Annotated in this window: 18 protein-coding genes; 8 read left to right on the top strand and 10 right to left on the bottom strand. The window is 76.2% G+C overall.

All coding sequences use genetic code 11. The features are described from left to right. Nucleotides 1–86: 86 nt before the first annotated feature. Entirely contained in the window at nucleotides 87–1,343 is a 1,257-nt protein-coding gene (gene ilvA / locus KDL28_RS33980; RefSeq protein WP_256503246.1) for a threonine ammonia-lyase, read from the bottom strand. Nucleotides 1,344–1,437: 94 nt separating this feature from the next. Between ilvA and KDL28_RS33975 the strand changes: the two genes are divergently transcribed. Next, entirely contained in the window at nucleotides 1,438–1,665 is a 228-nt protein-coding gene (locus KDL28_RS33975) for a hypothetical protein (protein WP_252445260.1), read from the top strand. A 45-nt stretch (nucleotides 1,666–1,710) separates the two neighbouring features. On the opposite strand, the gene KDL28_RS33970 is transcribed toward KDL28_RS33975, so the two are convergent. Further along, nucleotides 1,711–2,856, bottom strand: coding sequence for a cystathionine gamma-synthase (locus KDL28_RS33970; RefSeq protein WP_252445258.1), 1,146 nt, complete (start codon nucleotides 2,854–2,856; stop codon nucleotides 1,711–1,713). Between the two features lie 285 nt (nucleotides 2,857–3,141). Then, nucleotides 3,142–4,506, bottom strand: a complete 1,365-nt coding sequence (locus KDL28_RS33965) for a cystathionine beta-synthase (RefSeq protein ID WP_252445256.1) — start codon at nucleotides 4,504–4,506, stop codon at nucleotides 3,142–3,144. A gap of 80 nt (nucleotides 4,507–4,586) precedes the next feature. Between KDL28_RS33965 and KDL28_RS33960 the strand changes: the two genes are divergently transcribed. After that, entirely contained in the window at nucleotides 4,587–5,030 is a 444-nt protein-coding gene (locus KDL28_RS33960; protein ID WP_252445254.1) for a PGPGW domain-containing protein, read from the top strand. A 12-nt stretch (nucleotides 5,031–5,042) separates the two neighbouring features. Here the strand turns inward: KDL28_RS33960 and KDL28_RS33955 are convergent, their stop codons facing one another. Continuing rightward, nucleotides 5,043–6,788, bottom strand: coding sequence for an nSTAND1 domain-containing NTPase (locus KDL28_RS33955; RefSeq protein ID WP_252445253.1), 1,746 nt, complete (start codon nucleotides 6,786–6,788; stop codon nucleotides 5,043–5,045). A gap of 258 nt (nucleotides 6,789–7,046) precedes the next feature. Here KDL28_RS33955 and shbA point away from each other — a divergent pair, with 258 nt between their 5' ends. Continuing rightward, nucleotides 7,047–7,661: an RNA polymerase sigma factor ShbA gene (shbA, locus tag KDL28_RS33950; RefSeq protein WP_252445251.1), complete on the top strand. Its 615-nt coding sequence runs from the start codon at nucleotides 7,047–7,049 to the stop codon at nucleotides 7,659–7,661. 34 nt (nucleotides 7,662–7,695) lie between these two features. On the opposite strand, the gene KDL28_RS33945 is transcribed toward shbA, so the two are convergent. The 4 genes from KDL28_RS33945 to KDL28_RS33930 all read right to left on the bottom strand — a co-directional run bounded on the left by KDL28_RS33945 (nucleotide 7,696) and on the right by KDL28_RS33930 (nucleotide 14,805). Then, nucleotides 7,696–7,941: a hypothetical protein gene (locus KDL28_RS33945; RefSeq protein WP_252445249.1), complete on the bottom strand. Its 246-nt coding sequence runs from the start codon at nucleotides 7,939–7,941 to the stop codon at nucleotides 7,696–7,698. Nucleotides 7,942–8,395: 454 nt separating this feature from the next. Next, on the bottom strand, nucleotides 8,396–10,921 hold the full coding sequence (locus tag KDL28_RS41830) for an FtsX-like permease family protein (protein ID WP_252445247.1): 2,526 nt from the start codon (nucleotides 10,919–10,921) through the stop codon (nucleotides 8,396–8,398). Between the two features lie 6 nt (nucleotides 10,922–10,927). Beyond that, nucleotides 10,928–14,062, bottom strand: a complete 3,135-nt coding sequence (locus KDL28_RS41825) for an ATP-binding cassette domain-containing protein (protein ID WP_308216101.1) — start codon at nucleotides 14,060–14,062, stop codon at nucleotides 10,928–10,930. Nucleotides 14,063–14,352: 290 nt separating this feature from the next. Further along, nucleotides 14,353–14,805 carry a pyridoxamine 5'-phosphate oxidase family protein gene (locus tag KDL28_RS33930; RefSeq protein WP_252445245.1) on the bottom strand — a complete coding sequence of 151 codons (453 nt, stop codon included), beginning with the start codon at nucleotides 14,803–14,805 and terminating at the stop codon, nucleotides 14,353–14,355. Between the two features lie 138 nt (nucleotides 14,806–14,943). Between KDL28_RS33930 and KDL28_RS33925 the strand changes: the two genes are divergently transcribed. Beyond that, entirely contained in the window at nucleotides 14,944–16,164 is a 1,221-nt protein-coding gene (locus KDL28_RS33925) for an acetyl-CoA C-acetyltransferase (protein ID WP_252445243.1), read from the top strand. 77 nt (nucleotides 16,165–16,241) lie between these two features. On the opposite strand, the gene KDL28_RS33920 is transcribed toward KDL28_RS33925, so the two are convergent. Further along, nucleotides 16,242–17,030 carry a Bax inhibitor-1/YccA family protein gene (locus KDL28_RS33920; RefSeq protein WP_252445241.1) on the bottom strand — a complete coding sequence of 263 codons (789 nt, stop codon included), beginning with the start codon at nucleotides 17,028–17,030 and terminating at the stop codon, nucleotides 16,242–16,244. Between the two features lie 84 nt (nucleotides 17,031–17,114). Then, nucleotides 17,115–17,549, bottom strand: coding sequence for a hypothetical protein (locus tag KDL28_RS33915; RefSeq protein ID WP_252445240.1), 435 nt, complete (start codon nucleotides 17,547–17,549; stop codon nucleotides 17,115–17,117). Between the two features lie 127 nt (nucleotides 17,550–17,676). Here KDL28_RS33915 and KDL28_RS33910 point away from each other — a divergent pair, with 127 nt between their 5' ends. The 4 genes from KDL28_RS33910 (at nucleotide 17,677) to KDL28_RS33895 (ending at nucleotide 20,582) form a co-directional block, all read left to right on the top strand. Then, nucleotides 17,677–17,919, top strand: coding sequence for a hypothetical protein (locus KDL28_RS33910; RefSeq protein ID WP_252445238.1), 243 nt, complete (start codon nucleotides 17,677–17,679; stop codon nucleotides 17,917–17,919). Nucleotides 17,920–17,947: 28 nt separating this feature from the next. Beyond that, nucleotides 17,948–18,643 carry an alpha/beta fold hydrolase gene (locus tag KDL28_RS33905; protein ID WP_252445236.1) on the top strand — a complete coding sequence of 232 codons (696 nt, stop codon included), beginning with the start codon at nucleotides 17,948–17,950 and terminating at the stop codon, nucleotides 18,641–18,643. Between the two features lie 278 nt (nucleotides 18,644–18,921). After that, nucleotides 18,922–19,950, top strand: coding sequence for a hypothetical protein (locus tag KDL28_RS33900; RefSeq protein ID WP_252445234.1), 1,029 nt, complete (start codon nucleotides 18,922–18,924; stop codon nucleotides 19,948–19,950). A 239-nt stretch (nucleotides 19,951–20,189) separates the two neighbouring features. Beyond that, nucleotides 20,190–20,582, top strand: a complete 393-nt coding sequence (locus KDL28_RS33895; RefSeq protein WP_252445233.1) for a DUF8820 family protein — start codon at nucleotides 20,190–20,192, stop codon at nucleotides 20,580–20,582. The last annotated feature ends 8 nt before the right edge of the window (nucleotides 20,583–20,590 follow it).

Genomic DNA, 20,590 nt, shown 5'->3' with positions numbered 1-20,590 from the left:
CGGGTCTCGGCCACGCGGTTCGGGGGCTGAGCACCGCCCGTCGCGACGGCGCCACGCCCGAGGGCGTGGCTCCGTCGCGTACCGGGTCAGCCCGCCCCCTCGCCCGCGGCGACGTCGAGCACGGCGTGCCCGGCTCCCCGCAGTGCGGCGAGGATCGCCGTGCGGTGCTCGCGGCCCCGCGTCTCCATCGCCAGCGCCACCTCGACCTGCCCGAGGGGCAGCGCCTCGGTGACCCGGGAGTGCGCCACGTCGACGACGTTCGCGCCGAGTGAGCCGACCAGCACCAGGAGCTGGGCGAGCGCGCCGGGCAGGTCGGCCACCCGCACCCGCAACGACAGGTAGCGCGAGGCGGCCGCCATCCCGTTCTGGATCAGGTGCAGCAGCACGAGCGGGTCGATGTTGCCGCCCGAGAGCACCGCGACCGCGGGCGTGGCGAACCGGTCGGGCCGCTCCATCAGCGCTGCCACCGCCGCCGCGCCTGCCGGCTCGACCAGCATCTTCTGCCGCTCCAGGCAGAGCAGCAGCGCCCGCGACAGTGCGTCGTCGTCGACCGTGACGATGTCGTCGACCACGGCCGACACCTGCGCGAACGTGACGTCGCCCGGGCGCCCGACGGCGATGCCGTCCGCGATGGTGCGCATCCGCTCCAGCGCGCGGGGCTCGCCGGCCTCCAGCGAGGCGGGCCAGGCCGCGGCGCCGGCGGCCTGCACCCCCACCACCCGCACGTCGGGCCGGACGCCCTTGACCGCGGCCGCGATGCCGCCCAGCAGCCCGCCGCCGCCCGTGCACACCAGCACCGTCGCCGCCTCGGGCACCTGCTCGATGATCTCCAGGCCCACGGTGCCCTGACCGGCGATGACGTCGGCGTGGTCGAAGGGGTGCACGAACACCGCGCCGGTCCGCTCGGCGTGCTCGACGGCCGCGGCGATGCTGCCCTCGATCGTCTCGCCGACCAGGTGCACCTCGGCGCCGTAGCCGCGGGTGGCGCCCACCTTCGGGATCGCGGCGCGCTCGGGCATGAAGACGGTGGCGTGGATGCCCAGCAGCTGGGCGGCGAGGGCGACGCCCTGGGCGTGGTTGCCCGCGCTGGCCGCCACCACGCCGCGGGCCCGCTCGGCCGCGTCGAGGCGGCTGATCCGGTGGTAGCCGCCGCGGATCTTGAACGAGCCGGTGCGCTGCAGGTTCTCGCACTTGAGCAGGACCGGCCCGGCGCACAGCTCGGACAGGGCGCGCGACTCCACCACCGGCGTGACGCGCGAGACGCCCTCCAGGACGCGGCGCGCGGCCCGGATCTCATCGATCCCCACCGGGGGCACGGCGCGCACATCCACCTGCTCGACCATGGCCGTGATCCTCGCACCGGCCTGCGCGCGCGACACCCGGCCCCGGTAGCCTCGCAGGCGGGAGCCGGCCACGGGGCCGCCCCGGGAAGGACGCATGACACGGCTGCAGGCCATCGCACCACTCCTGGTGGCCGCCGCACTCACGGCCGTGGCGTTCGCCACCGCGAAGGGCGCGGGTTGCGACGACCCGGGCCGCTACGAGCTGCAGGCCGAGGGCTACGTGCTCGTCGGCGGCTGCGTCGCCCCCGGCGACCTCCTCGTGCCCGACCCGGCGCCCCCCGCCCCGCCTGCCGACGCCGCAGTGGCGCCGGCCAAGGGCTGAGCCCCCGGGACCGGAGCCGGGCCGGAGCCGACCCGGCTCGGGCCCTCAGGCCACCTCGAGGGCCGCGCGCAGGTCGTCGACCAGGTCGGAGACGTCCTCGATGCCGACCGAGAGCCGCACCAGGTCGTCGGGCACCTCCAGCGCGGAGCCCGCCACCGACATGTGGGTCATGGCGCCCGGGTGCTCGATCAGCGACTCGACCCCGCCGAGCGACTCGGCCAGCGTGAACAGCTCGGTCGCCGCGCACACGCGCAGCGCGGCCTCGCGCCCGCCGGCCAGCCGGAACGACACCATGCCGCCGAAGCGGCGCATCTGCTTGGCCGCGATCTCGTGGCCGGGGTGCTCGGGCAGCCCCGGGTAGAGCACGTGGCTCACCGCCGGGTGGCCGACCAGCAGCTCGACGATCCGCTCGGCGTTGTCGCTGTGGCGCTCCATCCGCACCGCGAGCGTCTTGAGCCCGCGCAGGGTCAGCCAGTTGTCGAACGGGCCCGGCACCTGGCCGGCCGCGTTCTGCAGGAACGCCAGCTGCTCGGCCAGCGCGTCGTCGTCGGTGACCAGGGCGCCGCCCACGACGTCGGAGTGCCCCCCGATGTACTTGGTCGTCGAGTGCAGGACGACGTCGGCGCCCAGCGCCAGCGGCGTCTGCAGGTACGGCGAGGCGAACGTGTTGTCCACGACGAGCCGCGCCCCCGCGGAGTGCGCCTCCTCGGCGACGGCGGCGATGTCAGCGATGCCCAGCAGCGGGTTGGTCGGCGTCTCGCTCCACACGAGCCGCGTGGTGGGGCGCATCGCCGAGCGCAGCGCCACCACGTCGGACAGGTCGACGGTGCTGTACTCGACGCCCCAGTGCGTGAGGACCTTGTCGACCAGCCGGAACGTGCCGCCGTACGCGTCGTGCGGGAGGACCAGGTGGTCGCCGGGGCGCAGCGCGCTGCGCAGCAGCACGTCCGCCGCCCCCATCCCGGAGCCGAACGCCAGCCCGTGCCGCCCGCCCTCCAGCGCGGCCAGCGCCTCCTGCAGCGCGGTGCGGGTGGGGTTGGCGCTGCGGGCGTACTCGAACCCGCCCTGGCGCAGGCCGCCCACGCCGTCCTGGGCGAACGTGGAGGACAAGTGCAGTGGCGGGATGACCGCGCCGGTGCCGGGGTCGGGGTCCTGGCCCGCGTGGATGGCATTGGTCGAGAAGCCGCGCATGGCGGTCACGCTACGGGCAGCGTCGGAGTCTCTTCTGGCCGGCATACCGGGTACAGCGCCGCCGCCGCCCGGGTCATTCCGCACCGCCCCGTGACCTGGGCTCCAGATCCACTCGGGCCGGGCGCGCCCTCGTGACCAGCGCCTCCCCGATCCGCCCCGCAGCGCCCCTCCAGGACGACCGCGCGCACCCCGTGGCCACCGCGCACACGTCCTGACATGTGCGCGGTGGCCAACGGGTGTGCGCGGTGCGCCAGAACGTGATCGACGCGGCGCGGGGACCACCCCTCAGCCGCCCAGGAACGCCAGCACGTCCGAGCGGGTCACCACCCCGGCGGGCTTGCCGTCCACCAGCACCAGCGCGGCGTCGGCGTCGGCGAACGCGCTCATCGCCGTGTCCAGCGGCTCCCCCGCCCCGATCGTGGGCAGCGCGGGCGACATGTGCTTGTCGAGGCGGTCGGACAGCTGCGCGCGCCCGGTGAACAGCGCGTCGAGCAGGTCGCGCTCGATGACCGAACCGGCGACCTCGGCCGCCATCACCGGCGGCTCGGCGCGCACGACCGGCATCTGGGAGACGTGGAACTCGCGCAGGTACTGCACGGCGTCGGCGACGGTCTCGTTCGGGTGGGCGTGCACGAGGTCGGGGATCCGGCCGTCCTTGCGGCGCAGCACGTCGCCGACGGTGGAGCCCTGCGCGGGCGGCAGGAAACCGTAGCCCGCCATCCACCGGTCGTCGAAGACCTTGCCCAGGTAGCCGCGCCCGCCGTCGGGCAGCAGCACGACCACGACGGCGTCCTCGGGCAGCTCGGCGGCCAACCGCAGCGCGGCCACCGCGGCCATCCCGCACGAGCCGCCGACCAGCAGCGCCTCCTCGTTGGCCAGCCGCCGGGTCATCGCGAAGGAGTCGCCGTCGGAGACGGCGATGATCCGGTCGCAGACGTCCTTGTCGTAGGTGGTCGGCCAGAAGTCCTCACCGACGCCCTCGACCAGGTACGGCCGGCCGGTGCCGCCGGAGTACACCGAGCCCTCGGGGTCGGCGCCGACGATCTGCACCCGCCCGTCGGAGACCTCCTTGAGGTAGCGCCCGGTGCCCGAGATCGTGCCGCCGGTGCCGATGCCGGCCACGAAGTGGGTGATCCTCCCGTCGGTCTGCTCCCAGATCTCCGGGCCGGTGCCCTCGTAGTGCGAGAGCGGGTTGTTCACGTTGGCGTACTGGTTGGGCTTCCAGGCGCCGTCGATCTCGCCGACCAGCCGGTCGGACACCTTGTAGTAGGAGTCGGGGTGGTCGGGGTCGACCGCCGTCGGGCAGACGACGACCTCCGCCCCGTAGGCGCGCAGCACGTTGCGCTTGTCCTCGCTGACCTTGTCCGGGCAGACGAACACGCACTTGTAGCCCTTGCGCTGGGCGATCATGGCCAGGCCGACGCCGGTGTTGCCCGACGTGGGCTCCACGATCGTGCCGCCCGGGCGCAGCTCGCCGGCGGCCTCGGCCGCCTCGACCATGCGCTTGGCGATGCGGTCCTTCACACTCCCGCCGGGGTTCATGTACTCGACCTTGGCGAGCACGGTGGCCCGAATGCCGTCCGCGACCGCGCCCAGGCGCACCAGCGGCGTGTTCCCGACCAGATCGGAGATGTGCTCCACGTAGCGCATGCTCCAATCGTCGCACTCGCGGCGGAACGGCGTCGGGGTGTCGTACGTTGAGCGCCCGACAGGACAGGGGGCACACCGCCATGGCTGATCAACGAGGGTCCAACCCGGCGAAGCGGGCGCTGGCCCTGGTCGCAGGCGGGCTGCTGCTGCTGGTCGGGATCGCGCTGCTGGTGCTGCCCGGGCCGGGGCTGCTGCTGGTGCTGGCCGGGCTGCTGGTGCTGTCCACCCAGTTCCCCTCCGTGGACAAGTACGTCGACCCGGTGCAGGACCGGGCGATGAAGGCCGCCGAGGACAGCGTGTCCTCCCCACTGCGGATCACCCTGTCCGTGCTGTTCGGGCTCGGGTTGGTCGGCGTCGGGGTGACCTGGGGCCTGCTGGGGCCGCGGGTGCCGCTGGGCGGCTGGCCCACCGGGTCGAGCCTGATCCTGTCCGGGCTGATCCTGCTGGGCCTGCTCGTCTACAGCTACCGGCGGGTGGCGGCCCGCAGGCGCGAGCAGTCGGTCGACCACCCGCGCCCCGTGTAGCAGTCCGCGCCCTCACCGCTGCGGCGCCCCCGGGGTGATCACGAGCGCGGCCGGTGGCGGCGCCGGGCACTCGACGATCGGTTCCGGGCCGCCGAGCAGGGCCAGCGCGGTGACGCCGATCAGCGCCGTCGTCACCACGGCGAGCACCACGACGGCGACCAGCAGCCGCCGCGCCCTGCCGCGCTGGACGGCGTGGTCGGTGGCGTCGCGCTCCAGGCTGGCCCGCAGGAAGTGCAGCTCGCTGGGCGCCAGCTCGTCGCCGGCCGTGCCGGCGGCCCAGTCGACGGCGTCGGCCAGCGGGCGGCCGCGCAGCAGCAGGCCGGGGTCGGTGCCGCCGTCCTGCCAGCGGCGGGCGGCCTCGGCCAGCGCACCGCGCACCGCGTGCCCGGAGCGGTCCTCGGCCAGCCAGCCGACCAGCCGCGGCCAGCAGTGCAGCAGCACGTCGTGGGTGATCTCGACGGTGCCCTCGCCGAGGGTGAGCACCCGGGCCGCCACCAGCCGGTCGACGACCGGCGCCGCCTCGGCCAGCTCGGCCAGCTCGTCGACCGGCGCCCGCCTGCGGGCGGGCTCGGCGTCGTCGGCGACCCGGACCAGGCGCAGCAGCACCGTGCGCACGATCCGCTGCTCCTCGACGCCCAGACCGGCGTAGACGGCCTCGGCGACCCGCGTCGCGGCCCCGTCCAGCCCACCGCCCGCCCGGTAGTCGGCCACGGTGAGCTCGGCGCCCGCCGCGCTCGCCCAGGTCGCCGACAGGGCCAGCGACAGCAGCGGCAGCGCGCCCGGTGCGTGCGCTCCCCCGGCCGAGCCGTCACGCAGCTCGTGCAGCAGCAGCTCGACCAGGCCGTCGCCGACGGCCCGGCCCGCCCCGGTGGCCGGCCCGACGATCGCCTGCCGCAGCTCGTCGGGGGCCATCGCGCCGACGACCACGGGTCCGGCGTCGAGGGCGGCCGCCAGCACCGGCTCGCGGCGGGCGCGGTCGAGCCGGTCGGCGCGCAGCCCCACCACGACGACAGTGCCCTGCGGGCCGGTGGTGGCCTCCTCCAGCATCGTCAGGAACGCCGCGCGGGCCGGGGCCGACGCGGTGAAGAGCTGTTCGAGCTGGTCGAGGACGACGACCGGGGCTGGGGCGCCGGGGCGGGGCCGGTCGGCGCCGAGCAGCTCGGCCAGCTGCCCGGCCGGGTCGGATCCGGGCGTGCCGTAGCGGACCGGGCGGTTGGGCGCCTCCCGGCGCAGCGCGGCCATCAGCCCGGCGCGCAGCACCGAGGTGGTGCCCGCCCCGGACGCACCGACCACGGCCACCAGGCCACCGCCCGCCGCCCCCGCCGCCGATAATCGGCCGACCAGCTCGGCGACGAGCCCCGCGCGGCCGTGGAAGCGCTCGGCGTCGTCCTCGACGTAGGGGGTGAGCCCCCGGTACGGGTCGGCGGTGTGGGTCTGGGCTCCCGCGTCGATCACCCGGCGCAGCGCGCGCGCCCACTCCGCGCGCTGCTCCGGATCGGTCACCCGGCACGCCCAGACGATCTGGTCGAGGCGGTCGGCGGTCGGCAGCGAGCGACCCTGGATGTAGTCCCGGATGGTCGTGAAGGGCAGCCCGAACCGCGCCCCGGGCGCCTCGGCCGTCACACGTTCGAGTCGTCTGTAGCTGAGGTTCGATCTCGCCTTGAGCGACAGCAGGGCGGCGGCGAGGTCCGCGCGGTCGCGGACGTCGCGCGGATCCGGGTCGGAGGCGTCCGCCCCGGTAGGAGGGTCCTGTGCCATCGGGCTCCTTGTGCGACGACGGTGTGCGGGCGTGGCTGAAGTCGTTCCACATATCACCCAGCGTTACCGCTCGGCGCCTGTACGAATTCGTACGGATGGTGCCGGAGGCGCTCCTTCGGGGCGCCTGCGCCCTCCGCGACGGGCTACTGTTCGCGCTCCAGGGGCACGTCACCGGCCCGAAGGGCACATCGGACGGTGGCGGCGCGCCCACCCGTCACGGCTGGCCGCGGCGGGATCCACCACGCACGGGAGGGGCGTGTGCCGGTGCGAGCCGGGAGACGAGACGATCCGGGAGGGGAGGCGGCCCGCCGGGACGCCGAGCTGGACCGGCTGGCCGCGGCGGCCGCGACCGGCGACCGCGGATCGGTGAGCCGGCTGCTGGAGCTGGTGCGCCAGCCCGTGCTCGGCTACTGCCGGGCGCGCATGGGCAGCCGGGCCGTCGGGTTGCAGACCGCCGAGGACGTCGCGCAGGACGTCCTGCTGGCGCTCTGCGGGGCGCTACCGCGCTACCGCAGCGGCGAGAAGCCGGTGATGGCGTTCGTGTTCGGCATCGCCAGCAACAAGGTGGTCGACGCGTTCCGGGTGGCCGGGCGCGACCGCTCCGACCCCACCGACGGGATGCCCGACGAGGCCGACGGCGGCCCCGGTCCGGAGCTGCGCGCGGTGCTGGGCAGCCAGGTCGACGAGCTGCGCACGCTGCTCGGGGAGATCCCGGAGAACTACCGGGAGGTGCTGGTGCTGCGGGTCGCGCTGCACTACTCGGCCGAGGAGACCGCGCAGATCATGGGCTCGAGCGCGGGGGCGGTCCGGGTGATGCAGCACCGGGCGATGGCCAAGCTGCGCAAGCTGATCGCCGACCGCCCGGTCGGCTGAGGACACTCCACCCAGGACGGCTCCGGGCCGGGCCTCAGCCGCGCCGTGCGCCCGCCGCGGCCGCGTCCTGGCCGTGGGACAGGGCCAGGCCGATCACGGCCTCGCAGAGCGGGCAGGGGCGCCCGAGCGGGGCGGCGAGGGCCGCGGGGAGGAAGACCCGCCCGCAGACCGCCTGCGCCTTGCCCACCTCGGACAGCTCCGCGCTCCGGTCGCCCGCCAGGTAGTGCGCGAAGGAGACGGGCCCCTCCTCGGCGACGAGGGTGGCGCTGAGCACATCCACGGCGGTGCCCTTCTCGAGCGGGTCTTCGGGGTGGAGTCCGCCCGGCGGGTCGGGGGGCGAGCCGCCGGACGGACTTTCCCGATCGGCTGTTCAGCCGATCTGCCGTGAAGTGCAGCAGGAATCGTCGGCGGGCGGCAAGTCGGGTGCGCGAACACCACCCGACAGGTACCTCACGGCAATTCCGGCCCGTGACGGCACGCGCATTCCGGTCGTCGCCGCGATCGGCGGGCGACCCGGCCGCCATGTGGGCGTGAACGGCCCGGTCGCGTCGTACTGAACGAGGTCCCGCGGCCCGGTGACCGAGGGTGGCCAACAGCGATCCGCACACCGGTGAGGCGCGCGAATGATGAGCGGCGACAGTTCTCCATGGCTTTCGGGAGGCCCTGTACGAACCGTCGAATAGCTGTACGGCATACGCCGAGCAGCCTTACCGAATAGACTCTGTTCGGGCGATTCAGTCGGCCGTCGGGATGGGACGGCGGCGTGCGGCCGCCACCGCGGGCAGGGTGCCCGCCAGTGCGGCCACCGCGACCAGCGCCACCGCCGAGAGCAGCAGCGTCCCGACGGGCACCACCGCGCGCTCCTGCAGCACCGCCACCGCCAGCACCCCGAACAGCACGCCCAGACCGGTGCCGATGACCACGCCCGCCAACCCGAGCAGGGTGCTCTCCACCCCGATCGAGGCCACCGCCTGCGCCGGGGTCAGCCCCAGCGCGCGCAGCGTCGTCGACTCGCGGTGCCGCTCGCGGACGGCCAGCGCCAGCGCCACGGCCACCCCGCACACCGCAACCAGCACCGTCGCCGCGATCAGCCCGAACGCCACGCCCCGGGTCAGGTCCATCGTGCCGGACAGCTCGCTGCGCAGGTCGGCGGGCACCTGCACGAGCACCCCCGGATCGGCGGCCACGGCGGTGGAGACCGCGGTGCGCAGCGCCTCCACGTCCGCCCCGCCGTCCGGGTCGACCAGCAGCTGCCGGCTGGTCGGCGGGTCGGGCACGATGCGCGGCAGGTCGGTGGGGTGCACCGTCATCGGGCCCAGCACCCCGCTGGACCGGTACACCGCGACGACCCGCAGCTCGACGGGTGCGCCGGGCACGTCGAAGGTCAGCGGATCGCCGAGCCCCACCCCCCACGCCGCGGCCTGGGCGCGGTCCAGCGCGACGGTGCCGGGCGCGAGATCGGCCAGCGAACCGGCGTCGGTGGCGCCGTCGCACAGCGCGGGGAAGGCGGCCGTGTCGACGGCGGTGAGGTCCATGCTGGCCTCGCCGGAGCGCATCGTGGCGCTCTGCACGAGGGCCACCTGCCCGGCCTCGGGCAGCGCGGCGATCCGCTGCGGCAGGTCGGCGGGCAGCGCCTGCTGACCGGCCGCGACCGCCGTCACGTCGGCGGGGAACTTCGACTCGATGCGGTCCTGCACCGAGGAGCTCATCGACTCCAGGCCGACCAGCACCACCGCCAGCAGCAGGCTCGCAAGGACGAGCGCGGCGGCGGTCGTGCTGGCCCGGTTCGGGGCGTTGCGGGTCGAGCGCACGGCCAGCCGCCCGGACATGCCGATGATCGGCGACAGCGCCGTGCCCAGCAGCCAGGCCACCCCGGGCAGCAGCACCGGGCCGGCCGACACCACCGCGCCGAACGCCGCCACCCCGGCGCCGGAGACCAGGGCGAGCGCGACCGTGGGATCGGCCGTCCCGGCGGCCAGCACCACCGCGGCGGCCGCCCCGGCGCCCAGCGCCCCGGCCGCGACCAGCCGGAGGGTCGTCCAGAGCGGGCTGCGTACCGGCTCGCTGCCCTCGTCCGCGGCGGCGGGGTGCTCACCGCTCGCCCGCATCGCCGACCCGACGGCGGCGGCCACGGTGACGAGCGTGGCGCCGACCACGCAGGCGGCCATCAGGCCCGGGGGCACCGGGGGCGCGGGCAGGTCCTGGCCCAGCAGCTGCCGGATGGCCAGCCGCACCCCGTCCACCAGCAGCAGCGACAGCCCCACCCCGAGCAGACCCGCGGCCAGCCCGGTGCTGGCCGCGTCGACCAGCAGCGCGCGCAGCAGCTGCCCGCGGTCGGCCCCGACGCGGCGCAGCAGCAGCACCGTGCGCCGCCTGCCCGCGGCCACCGTCGCGTACACGCAGGACGTGGTGAGCGCGGCGGCCAGCACCGCGGTGCCGCCGAACACGGCCAGCGCGGCGAAGATGCCCTCCAGCGACCCGAACGCGCTGCTCAGCTCGGCCGCGCGCACCGAGACCGCGTCGGTCACCACGGCGGCACCGCCGACCGCGGCGGCCAGCCGTGGGCCCACGTCCGACGGCGAGGCGCCGGGCGCCAGCAGCACGTCGAGCTGGGTCGGGTCGGCCCCGGTCATCCGGGTGAGCATGTCGGGGCGCAGCAGCACCGTGTTGACGGCCTGCAGGCGCACGGTGGCCACCCCGGTCACGGTGAAGGGGATGGCCCGCCCGTCGGCGCCGCTGAGCGTGACCGTGGCGCCGGGCTGCAGCCCTCGCCTGCGGGCGGTGTCCTCGCTGACCGCGGCCTCGTCGAACCCGGTCGGCAGGCGCCCGGCGACCACCGGGAACCGCGACAGCGGCCCGTCGACCACCGACATGGCCGTCCACGGCTCGCCGTCGCCCGGGGCGCCGGGGGCCGACAGCAGCACGCCGCCCGCCCCGAACCCGGCCACCGCGGCCACCCCCGGGGTGCGCTGGACCCGCTGCGCCACCGCCGCCGACACCCCCGGCGGGGGCTCCTCGCCGATGACGGGCGCCTGCGCCACCGACGGCGCTCCCGCCGTGGCCGGCGCGGTCACCACCAGCGCCACCGAGGGCGGCGTACCGGCCAGCTCGCGCACGATCGCGCTGCGCGCGCTGTCGGTGAGCAGCAGCGACGCCGCCGCGAACGCCGTCGCCACCGCGACCACCAGCCCGATGAGCAGCTGGCGCCCGGGCCGGCGCCAGCTCTCGATGAGCACGGCGCGCAGGACGGCGGCGCGCACCCGTGCCTACGCGGGTCTGGCGGACGGGCCGGCCGGCAGCGCCAGCCGGGAGGCGGCGGCCGACGCGGCCGGGTAGACCCCGGTGCCGCCCGGGTAGCCGCCACCGATCGCCGCGGCCCGGTAGCCGCCGGTCATCCACCCGTCGGCCGGCATGCGGTCGAGGACGGTCAGCGCCTCCAGCACCACCGGGGCCGTCGGGTTGGCGATCTGCGCGGCCAGCGCGCCCTGGTGCAGCAGCAGCACGTGGTCGGTGTGCTCGGCGGCCAGCGGGTCGTGGGTGACCATCACGATGGTCTGCCCCAGCTCGTGCACCGAGGTGCGCAGGAACTGCAGCATCTCCCGCGCCGTCGTCGCGTCCAGGGCGCCGGTGGGCTCGTCGGCGAAGACGACGTCGGGCCGCGGCAGCAGCGCCCTGGCCATCGCCACCCGCTGCTGCTGGCCCCCGGACAGCCGGGTCGGGCGCTGCTTGAGCACGCGGCCCAGGTCGAGCGCCTCGACGACGGTCTTCAGCCACTGCCCGTCGACCTTGCGACCGGCCACCTCCAGCGGCAGCGTGATGTTCTGCTTCACGCTGAGCTGGGGCAGCAGGGCGTAGGACTGGAAGACGAACCCGATCCGGTCGCGGCGCAGCTTGGTGAGCTTCTTCTCCGGCAGCTGGGTGAGGTCGGTCGGGCCCAGCAGCACCCGGCCGCTGGTCGGGGCGTCCAACCCGGCCATGCAGTGCAGCAGCGTCGACTTGCCCGAGCCGGACGGCCCCATGATGGCGGTGAACCGGTTGCGCTCGGCGGACACCGAGAGCCCGGCCAGCGCGCGGACGGCGCCGGGGCCGCTGCCGTAGTCCTTGACCAGGTCGATGGTCTGGACGCCGACGGTGCCCTCCTTCCAGGGCACCAGCTCGCCGCCGACCTCGCCCGCCGAACCCTCCGGCGCGGGCGCCCACTCGCCCTGCGGGCCGGACATCGGCCGGCCGGTGCCGGGCCAGTGCTCCGGCGCGCGCTGCACCGGCACGAGCTCAGAGACCTGCAGGTGCGGGCCGGAGTCGGAGCCGACGGCCTCGATCCGGGTGGCGTCCTCCTCGGGACGGCCGGGCGCGACCGCGGCGCGGGCGGGAGCGCGCCGCTCCTCCGGCCGGTAGGGCGCCGTGACGTCCTGGTGGGGGGCCGGGCCCGACGGGTGGCCGGGGCGTCGGTGGTCCGCCGGGCCCCGCGGGGCCACGACGTCGGGACGGGGGTAGCGCGAGGTGCCTGCGGCCGGGTCGTAGGAGCCGGTGGCCGCGGCGGGCACCGCGCCCGCGGCGTAGCGGCCGCTGCGCGGGTCGCCGTCGGCGACGGTCGCGGGACCGCTGTCGTCCGCACGGCGGCGCGGGTCGGTGCCCGGGACGCCGTAGCGCCCGGTGGCCGCGGCAGGCGCCTGGACGGGCGGGACGCCGGGGCGCCCGTTCTGCGGGTAGCGGCCGGTGCCGCCGACGACCTGCGTCGGACCGCTGTCGTCGGGGCGGCGCGGCGCCGGGGCCTCCGGCCGGGGGAACCGACCGCTCGCCGCGGCCGGGGGGAACCCCGGTCCGCTGTCGGTGGCCGGCCGGACCGGGTAGTTGCCGGTGGGGGCGGGCCCGGCCATCGGGTCGGGCCCGGTGCCGTACGGCGCCGGGTAGCGACCGCTGCGGGCGGCGTCGCCCTGGCCGGGTGCGGTGCGGATCGGTCCGCTGTCGCCGGGGCGACCGTCGGGGCGTCCGTCGGCGACCGGGTAGCGGCCGGTGGCGCCGGGGGCGGGGCGCTCGTAGCCGCCGCTGCCGGTCGCGGAGTAGCGACCGGTGCCCTCGCCCGCCGCGGCCCGCTCGGGGCCGGTCGACCCGGCCCGGCGGTACTGGGCGGTGCTGGACACGGCGTTCGGCACGGGGCCCGCCGGGGCGCGGCCGGGCAGCTCGACGGGCCCGGAGTCGGTGCCGGTGTAGCGGAAGCGGCCGGTGCCCTCGGCGGGCCCGGCGGAGCGACCCGTGGCCGCGGCGCGCGCCGACTCGTCGGGCTCGGTGCGCCGGCTGCGGCGGCTGGTGGTCTCGCCGGCGCGGGCCGCCTCGGCGCGCTCCGCGCGCCGGCTGCGCCGGGACGTGCCGGTGACCTCGGCGGGAGCGGGGCGCTCGTCCTCGGCGGCGCGACCGGCGCGCCGGCCGGTGTCGACGCCGCGGTCGGCCGCGGCCTCCCGCTCGGCGCGCCTGCTGCGCCGTCCGGTGGCCTCGGCGGAGGTGCCGCGCTCGGCGCGGCGTTCGGCACGGGTCTCGGCGCGGCTCGGCCGGCCCGTCGCGGGCCGGTCGGTCGAGCCCAGGGCACCCCGGCCGAAGCCCGGGTCCTCGGCGGACCAGGAACCGGTCGCCGAGTAGCGCCCGCTGCGGTCGGACGGGGTGGCGGTGTAGCGGCCGCTCGCCTCGGAGTCGGCGCGGGTGGCCGGGCGGTCGGTCCCGGCCTGCTCGACGGCGCGGCGCGCGGCCCGGCGACCGGTCGTGCCGATCCCGTCGGGCACGCCGTGGCGGCCGGAGTCGAACCGGTCGGCGGCGGAACGGTCGGTGCCGGAGCGGTCGGTGCCGGAACGGTCGGCGGCCGAGCGCTCGACGGGCGAACGGTCGGCGCGCTCGTCGGCGGCGCGGCGGTCGGCCCGGCGGCGGCCGGTGACCGGCGCCTCGGCGGCCTCGGCGCTCAGCCGCGCCGCCCGGCGGCCGGTGCCGAACGCACCGGAGTCCTGGGCGTTCGCGTCGTGGCGACCGGCGGCCCGGCGGGCGGTGGAGCGGCGGCCCGCGGTGGCCGCCTCGTCGGCGGGGCCGTCGGTGCCGTAGCGGTCGGCGTCGTAGCGGCCGGTGCCGTAGCGCTCGGCCCCGGTGCGGTACGAGCCGGTGCCGTACGGGTCGACGCGGTAGGCCCCGGAGGTGTCGGCGCCGCGGGGTTCGGCCCGGTAGCGGCCGGACCGCTCCGCGTCGTGACCGGTGGCGGCGTCGGCATCGCCGTGGCGGCCGGCCGCGCGGTAGCGGCCGGAGTCGGTGGGCGTGCCGTACCCGCCGGACGCCGTACGGCGCTCGCCGTGGCGTCCGGATCCGTCGTCGCGTCCCCCAGTGCTGTGCCGGCCGGTGCCGTTGGCCGAGATGAGGTCCGACACCGTCGGGCGGTCGTGCTGGGAGCGCTGCCGGCCGGTCAGGAGTCCGACTTCCGGGTCCGGAGCCACACCTGGTGCGGAGCAGGGTGCGGTTCCACACCGATCAGATCTCGGACGGACATCAGGAGAAACCCTTCAGGTGGGGAGCGAACCGGCCGCTGGGGATCGGCCGGACCGTCGTGCGCAGTGACTGCCTTCCCCGATGGTTCAGTCGAATCACCCGCAGGTCAGTGCCGGGTCGGCGAATGGGCACACTCGCGCGGCGGCCGGTAGCGGCGCACCGCCCGCGGGGGTCATGCCCGTTCGACCCGCCGCAGACCGCCGCCCGGCCGCCATGACTCGATCACGAGCATGGTGGCCGAGTCGTTCAACCGGGTGACGACGACCTCATCGATCTCGGCGCGGAAGTGCTCGCCCTCGGGACCCTCGGTGAGCGCTCCGACGGGCACCGCCCGTCCGGAGAGCTTGGCGTCACCCGCCCAGGTGGTCTTGTCCTGGGGCGGGTCGGGTGACGGGGCGTGCAGCGCGAACCGCGGGTCTCGGCGGAGGTCGGCCCCCTTGCGCGAGCCCGGCATCGACCCGAAGGTCACCTCGCCGTCGCGGAACTGGGCCTCGATGCCGGAGACCCGCGGCGAGCCGTCGGCCCGGAGCGTCGCGATGATCTTGTTCTCGCCGGCGTCGAAGATCTTCCGCACGCGTGCGGCGAACTCCGGCTCGGCGTCCTCGACGTCCTTCCACGTGGCCATGCGCCGAGCATGCCGTGCGCCCCCGACAGTTCCGCGCGGCCGGATCAGGGCGCCGCGCACCGGTCGGGAACGCTCCACCCGGGGTTACCGCGAAGTACGATCCTGGTCGTACCCACCAACAGGCAGGAGACACCGACGATGCCCGAAGCTGTGATCGTCGCGGCGGCCCGGTCCCCCATCGGCCGCGCAGGCAAGGGGTCGATGACCACGATCCGCCCCGACGACCTGACCGCGCAGATCGTGCGCGCCGCGCTCGACCAGGTCCCGGCCCTCGACCCCACCGACATCGACGACCTCATGCTCGGCTGCGGCCTGCCCGGCGGCGAGCAGGGCTTCAACATGGCCCGCGTCGTCGCGGTGCTACTCGGGTACGACACCCTCCCCGGCACGACGGTCACCCGGTACTGCTCGTCGTCACTGCAGACCACCCGCATGGCGATGCACGCGATCCGCGCCGGCGAGGGCGACGTGTTCATCTCCGCGGGCGTGGAGACCGTCTCGCGCCTGGCGAAGGGCAGCTCGGACGCCTGGCCCGACACCCGCAACCCGCTGTTCGCCGACGCGCAGGCGCGCGGCAAGCAGGCCGCCGAGGCCGGTGCGGAGTCGTGGGACGACCCGCGCTCGCAGGAGGCGCTGCCCGACGTCTACATCGCCATGGGCCAGACCGCGGAGAACCTGGCCCGGCTCAAGGACGTCAGCCGCGAGGACATGGACCGCTTCGGCGTGCGGTCGCAGAACCTGGCCGAGAAGTCGATCGCCAACGGCTTCTTCGCCCGCGAGATCACCCCGGTCACGCTGCCCGACGGCACCGTCGTCTCCTCCGACGACGGGCCGCGCGCCGGCGTCACCTACGAGGGCGTGGCCGGGCTCAAGCCGGTCTTCCGGCCCAACGGGCGGGTCACCGCGGGCAACTGCTGCCCGCTCAACGACGGCGCCGCGGCGCTGGTGATCATGTCGGACACCAAGGCGGCCGAGCTCGGGCTCACCCCGCTGGCCCGGATCGTCTCCACCGGCGTGTCCGGGCTGTCGCCGGAGATCATGGGCCTGGGCCCGGTGGAGGCCTCGAAGCAGGCGCTGGCCAGGGCGGGCATGAGCATCGACGACGTCGACCTCGTGGAGATCAACGAGGCGTTCGCGGCCCAGGTCATCCCGTCGGCCCGCGACCTGGGCATCGACGAGGACAAGCTCAACGTCAACGGCGGCGCCATCGCGCTCGGCCACCCGTTCGGCATGACCGGCGCCCGGATCACCACCACGCTGATCAACGGCCTGCGCACGCACGACAAGACCATCGGGCTGGAGACGATGTGCGTCGGCGGCGGGCAGGGCATGGCGATGGTCATCGAGCGCCTGAACTGACACCCCGCGCACGACGACGGCGGCCGGTCCCCGAGGGGCCGGCCGCCGTCGTCGTACTGGGTCGTACTAGTGCGGGATCACTCGCGGAAGTAGCTCAGCAGCCGCAGGATCTCGATGTAGAGCCAGACCAGGGTGGTCATCAGGCCGAAGGCCACGTACCAGGCGAAACCGGCCGGCGCGCCCTCGCGGACCGCGCGGTCGGCCATGTCGAAGTCGAGCAGGAGGCTGAACGCCGCCACGCCGATGATGACCAGGCTGATCACGATCGACAGGAAGCCGCCGCTGCCCATGCCCAGCGCGTCGCCGAAGAAGGCCTGCGAGACGAACCGGACCAGCACCAGGACCAGGACGCCGATGAGGGCGCCCATCATCCAGCGCTGGAAGCGCGGGGTGACCCGCACGGCGCCGGTCTTGTAGACGACCAGCATGCCGAGGAACACCCCGGCGGTGCCGATGACCGCCTGCACGGCGATGCCCGGGTAGATGCTGTTGAACACCCCGCTGATGCCGCCCAGCGCGACACCCATGGCCGCGGAGTAGCCCAGCACCAGTGCGGGGTTCGAGCTCTGCCGGAAGATGACGACCAGCGACAGGACCAGGCCGATGATGAAGGCCGGGAGGACGAGCCAGTACTGCCCGGTCAGGGCGGTGAGCACGCCGGTGACCAGCGCTGTGCCCGCGGTGATGGAGGTCTTGATGACGACGTCGTCGACGGTCAGCGGACGCTGGTCGACGCCGGAGCGGTCTCCCCGCGCCGCTGTGTCGGGCGCACGCCCCGTGGCGTCGCCCTGGGGGCCGAAGCCGGCGTATCCGCCGCCCTGCCCACCGGGCAGGTTGCGGAACGCCGGGTTGCTGCTGGTGCGCACCTGTTCCTCCTCGGAAGCGTGTCGAGCGTCCGTCTCGTTCAACGCAGGTCCTGCGCCGCACGTTCCCGCTCGGTAAAACCGACTTTACTGCTGGCCGCCGGTGTCGGGCCGGCGCGCCCCCGGCGGCGGGTCGAGCGCGATCCCGGCATCCTCCAACGCGGCCTCGGTGATCAGGCGCGCGTATACCCGATCGTGACCGACCGCCGTGGCCAGCGGCGCGTCCACCTCGACCTGCCGGCACACGTCGAGCAGCGCGTCGTCGTAGGCGGCCAGCACGGCCGTGCGGCGGACGTGGGTGCGCTGCTCCCGGGAGCGGACCTCGCGGCGCAGGCGGCGCAGGTCGGCGACGGTGGACTCCAGCGGAGTCGCGGTGGGCTGGTGGCGGGACCGCCTGCGCTCGGCCACCCTGGCCACGAGGGCAGGCAGCACCCGCAGCGACACCCAGAACACCAGCGTCGGGGTCGCCGCGATCAGCAGGTAGAGCAACAGGCCCGCAACGGCCGGACGGTCGCCAGCCACGTGCCCAGCCTACGCCGCCGCGGCGCGTCCGCCCAGGTAGTCGCCCCGATCCCGGCAGAACCGGCGGGACCGGGCGCGGCTGGCTACGCTCCGCCCGTCGGGCACGGGGCCCGGAACGGAGGCCGAGATGTGGGCGTTCCTGTCGGCGCGGCTGCGGATGTGGCTGATCCTCGCGGTCGGCGCTCCGCTGCTCGGCTGGCTGCTGGGCAAGGTCGGTGACGCCATCGAGAAGCGGCGCGGCCCGACCACCCTGACCAGGGTCCTGCAGAAGGGCCGCGACTGGCTGGCCAGCCGAGCCCGCGGCCCGCTGTCGGCCCGGCGCGCCGCGGAGACCGCCGGCCCGCGCGACCCGGGCGTGCCCGCTCGCTGATCCCGGCCACGGCTGGCACCGTGCACCCGTGACCGCATTCGTACTGGTGCACGGGGCCTGGGGCGGTTCGTACGCGTTCCGGGCCGTGCGCGGCCTCCTGCACGCCGACGGCCACGAGGCCGTCTCGCCCAGCCTCACCGGCATCGGTGAGCGCGCCCACCTGACCGGCCCGCACGTCGACCTCTCCCTGCACGTCCTCGACGTGGTCAACGCCATCCGCTACGAGGACCTGCGCGACGTCGTCCTGCTCGGCTACTCCTACGGCGGCATGGTCGTCAGCGCGGCGCTCGACCTCATCGGCGACCGGGTCCGCGAGGTCGTCTACCTCGACGCGTTCGTCCCCCGCGACGGCGACAGCGTCGCCACCCTGACCGGCGGCCCACCGCCGGCCGGCCTCCCCGAGCTGGGCGCCCCCTGGTCGGCGCCGGCCCCGGTCCGGCAGTACGAGGACCCGGCCGCCGCCGAGCGGGCGGCCCGGCGCCGGGTGCCGCAGCCGCTGGGCACCTTCACCGAGCCCGTGCGCCTGGCGGTGCCGCTGGAGGAACGCGGCCTCGGCCTCACCTACGTCCGCGCCACCGCCGACCCCGACGGCGCGGTCTTCGAACCCTTCGCCCGGCACGCCCGCGAGAGCCCCGCCTGGCGCTACCACGAGATCGCGACCACCCACATGGTCCCGGAGAACCGTCCCGACGAGCTCGCCGCGATCCTGCGCACCCTCGCCTGAGCCCCGGACGCCCGGACGGGACGGGCCGCTCCCACCCGGGCGGGGAGGGGCGGCGGGGACCGGCCGGGATGGCGGGGATCGCCGCACGGCGCAGCGCGCCAGGTCCTGTCGGCCCAGCAACACCCGGGTCGATCGGGCTACCTAACCCGCGCCCCGGCGGTTACCGTGCACGTCGGGGATGGTCCCGGCCCGGCCGCGGCGTCGTGCCGGCCGTCCCGGGTGCTCCCTGCCCGACGATCCCGCGTCCGCTCCCGCGCGCGGTTGGAGGTGGTCGCGTCGTGCCGACCGATCCCGGCGCTCGACCCGATCCGGCATCGATCGACCTGTGGGCCCCGTCCACGCCCGCCGGCGCCACCGAGCCCGCGCCCCCGCCGCAGCCCACCGGACGGGCCGCGGCGCCCGCGCGCGGCGGGCTGTTCGGGGGGCGGCAGCGCTCGTCCGCGTTCGGCCGCCCGGCCGACGAGCCGGCCGCGGCCGCGGACGGCTCCTTCGGCGCGGCCCGCAACGGCTACGACCGCGCCCAGGTCGACCGCCGCGTCGCCGAGCTCACCCGGCAGCTGGCCGCCGCCGAGGAGCAGCGCACCGAGACGGCGCACCGGCTGGCGGCCGAGCGGCGCCGCGGCGAGCTGGTCGAGCAGGAGCTGCGCGAGGTGCGCACGGCGATGCGGCAGGCCCCGCCGCCCGCCCCGGCCCCCGAGCCGGGCCCGGACTACGGGCAGCGGGCCGAACGGCTGCTGTGGCTGGCGGAGGCCGAGGCCAGGGAGGCGCGGTCGGCCGCGGCGGGCGACGCCGCGGCGCTGCTGCAGCACGCCCAGGCCGAGGCCGACACCCGGCGCCGGGAGGTCGAGCGCAGCCTCGCGCTGCGGGCGTCGGCGCTGGAGGCCGAGTCCGCCCGCCGCGCCGCGGCCTTCGAGACCCGCGAGCAGGAGAGCGCCGCCGTGCTGGAGGCCGCCCGCGCCGAGGCGCGGCAGCTGCGCGCGGCGGCCCGCCGGGACGTCGAGGCCATGCACCGCGACGCCGAGGAGGCGATCCGCGCGGCGCGCGCGGACGCCGTGCGGGAGACCGAGCAGGCGGTGGTGCGCCGCCGCGACGAGCTGGCGGCCGAGGTCGAGCGGCTCGAGGAGCTGCGCCACACCGCCCGCCAGGAGCTCGCCCGCCTGCACCGGCGCATCACCGACGAGCTGGCCGTCGAGCGCCCCGCCGCGGTGCGGCCGGCCGCGAGCCTGCCGCTGGCCGGGCGCGCCGAGCAGGGCGGGCCCGACCCGGACCGGTCGGTCACCGAACCGGTCACCGTCGGCCGGCGCTGACCGGCGGCCGACCGTCCGGTGTCGGCCCGCCCGATGGGACCTACCGAGCCCCGGACCGGGTCTACATCGGACCGCCCGAGGTGGCCGGAACCTGCCGGGTCCGTTGACACCGGTCGCGCCGCGCGCCGATCATCCAGGCGACCGCTCCCCCGCCGAGCCAGCTCCGACCGGGCGATGGATGTTCCGCCGAACGCTGCAGCCGGTGGTCGTCGCCGCGCGCCCCACCGGAAGGAACCCCCATGACCACTCTCGCCGCCGTCCTGGACCGCCCGGGCGTCGAGGTCGTCGACGCGCTCGACGTGCCGGTGATCAGCGGCGCGCAGTGCCAGGGCGACCTGATCGCGCTGCCGCGCCCGCTCGCCGCGCCCGCGACGACGCCGGTGCCGCCCGGCGGGGTCGACCTCGTGCCCGACTCCCACACCCTGCTGTCCTGCGACGGTCCGGCCTGCCGCTTCGACGTCCGCGACCCCGGCCCGTCGGGGCCGGTGCTGGGCGTGCTGACGGTGCCGGTCGGGGCCACGGCCTACCTCGTGCACAGCGAGGAGCACGGGGCCAACGCCTTCGGCCCGGGCACGTACGAGATCCGTCGCCAGCGCGAGCGGGCCGACGTCGTCCGGCGGGTCGCCGACTGAGGACCACC

Origin of the sequence: Pseudonocardia humida (assembly GCF_023898865.1) — a bacterium.
GTDB lineage: Bacteria > Actinomycetota > Actinomycetes > Mycobacteriales > Pseudonocardiaceae > Pseudonocardia > Pseudonocardia humida.
The sequence above is the reverse complement of the archived record's forward strand: the minus strand, read 5'-3'. Positions and strand labels throughout refer to the sequence as shown.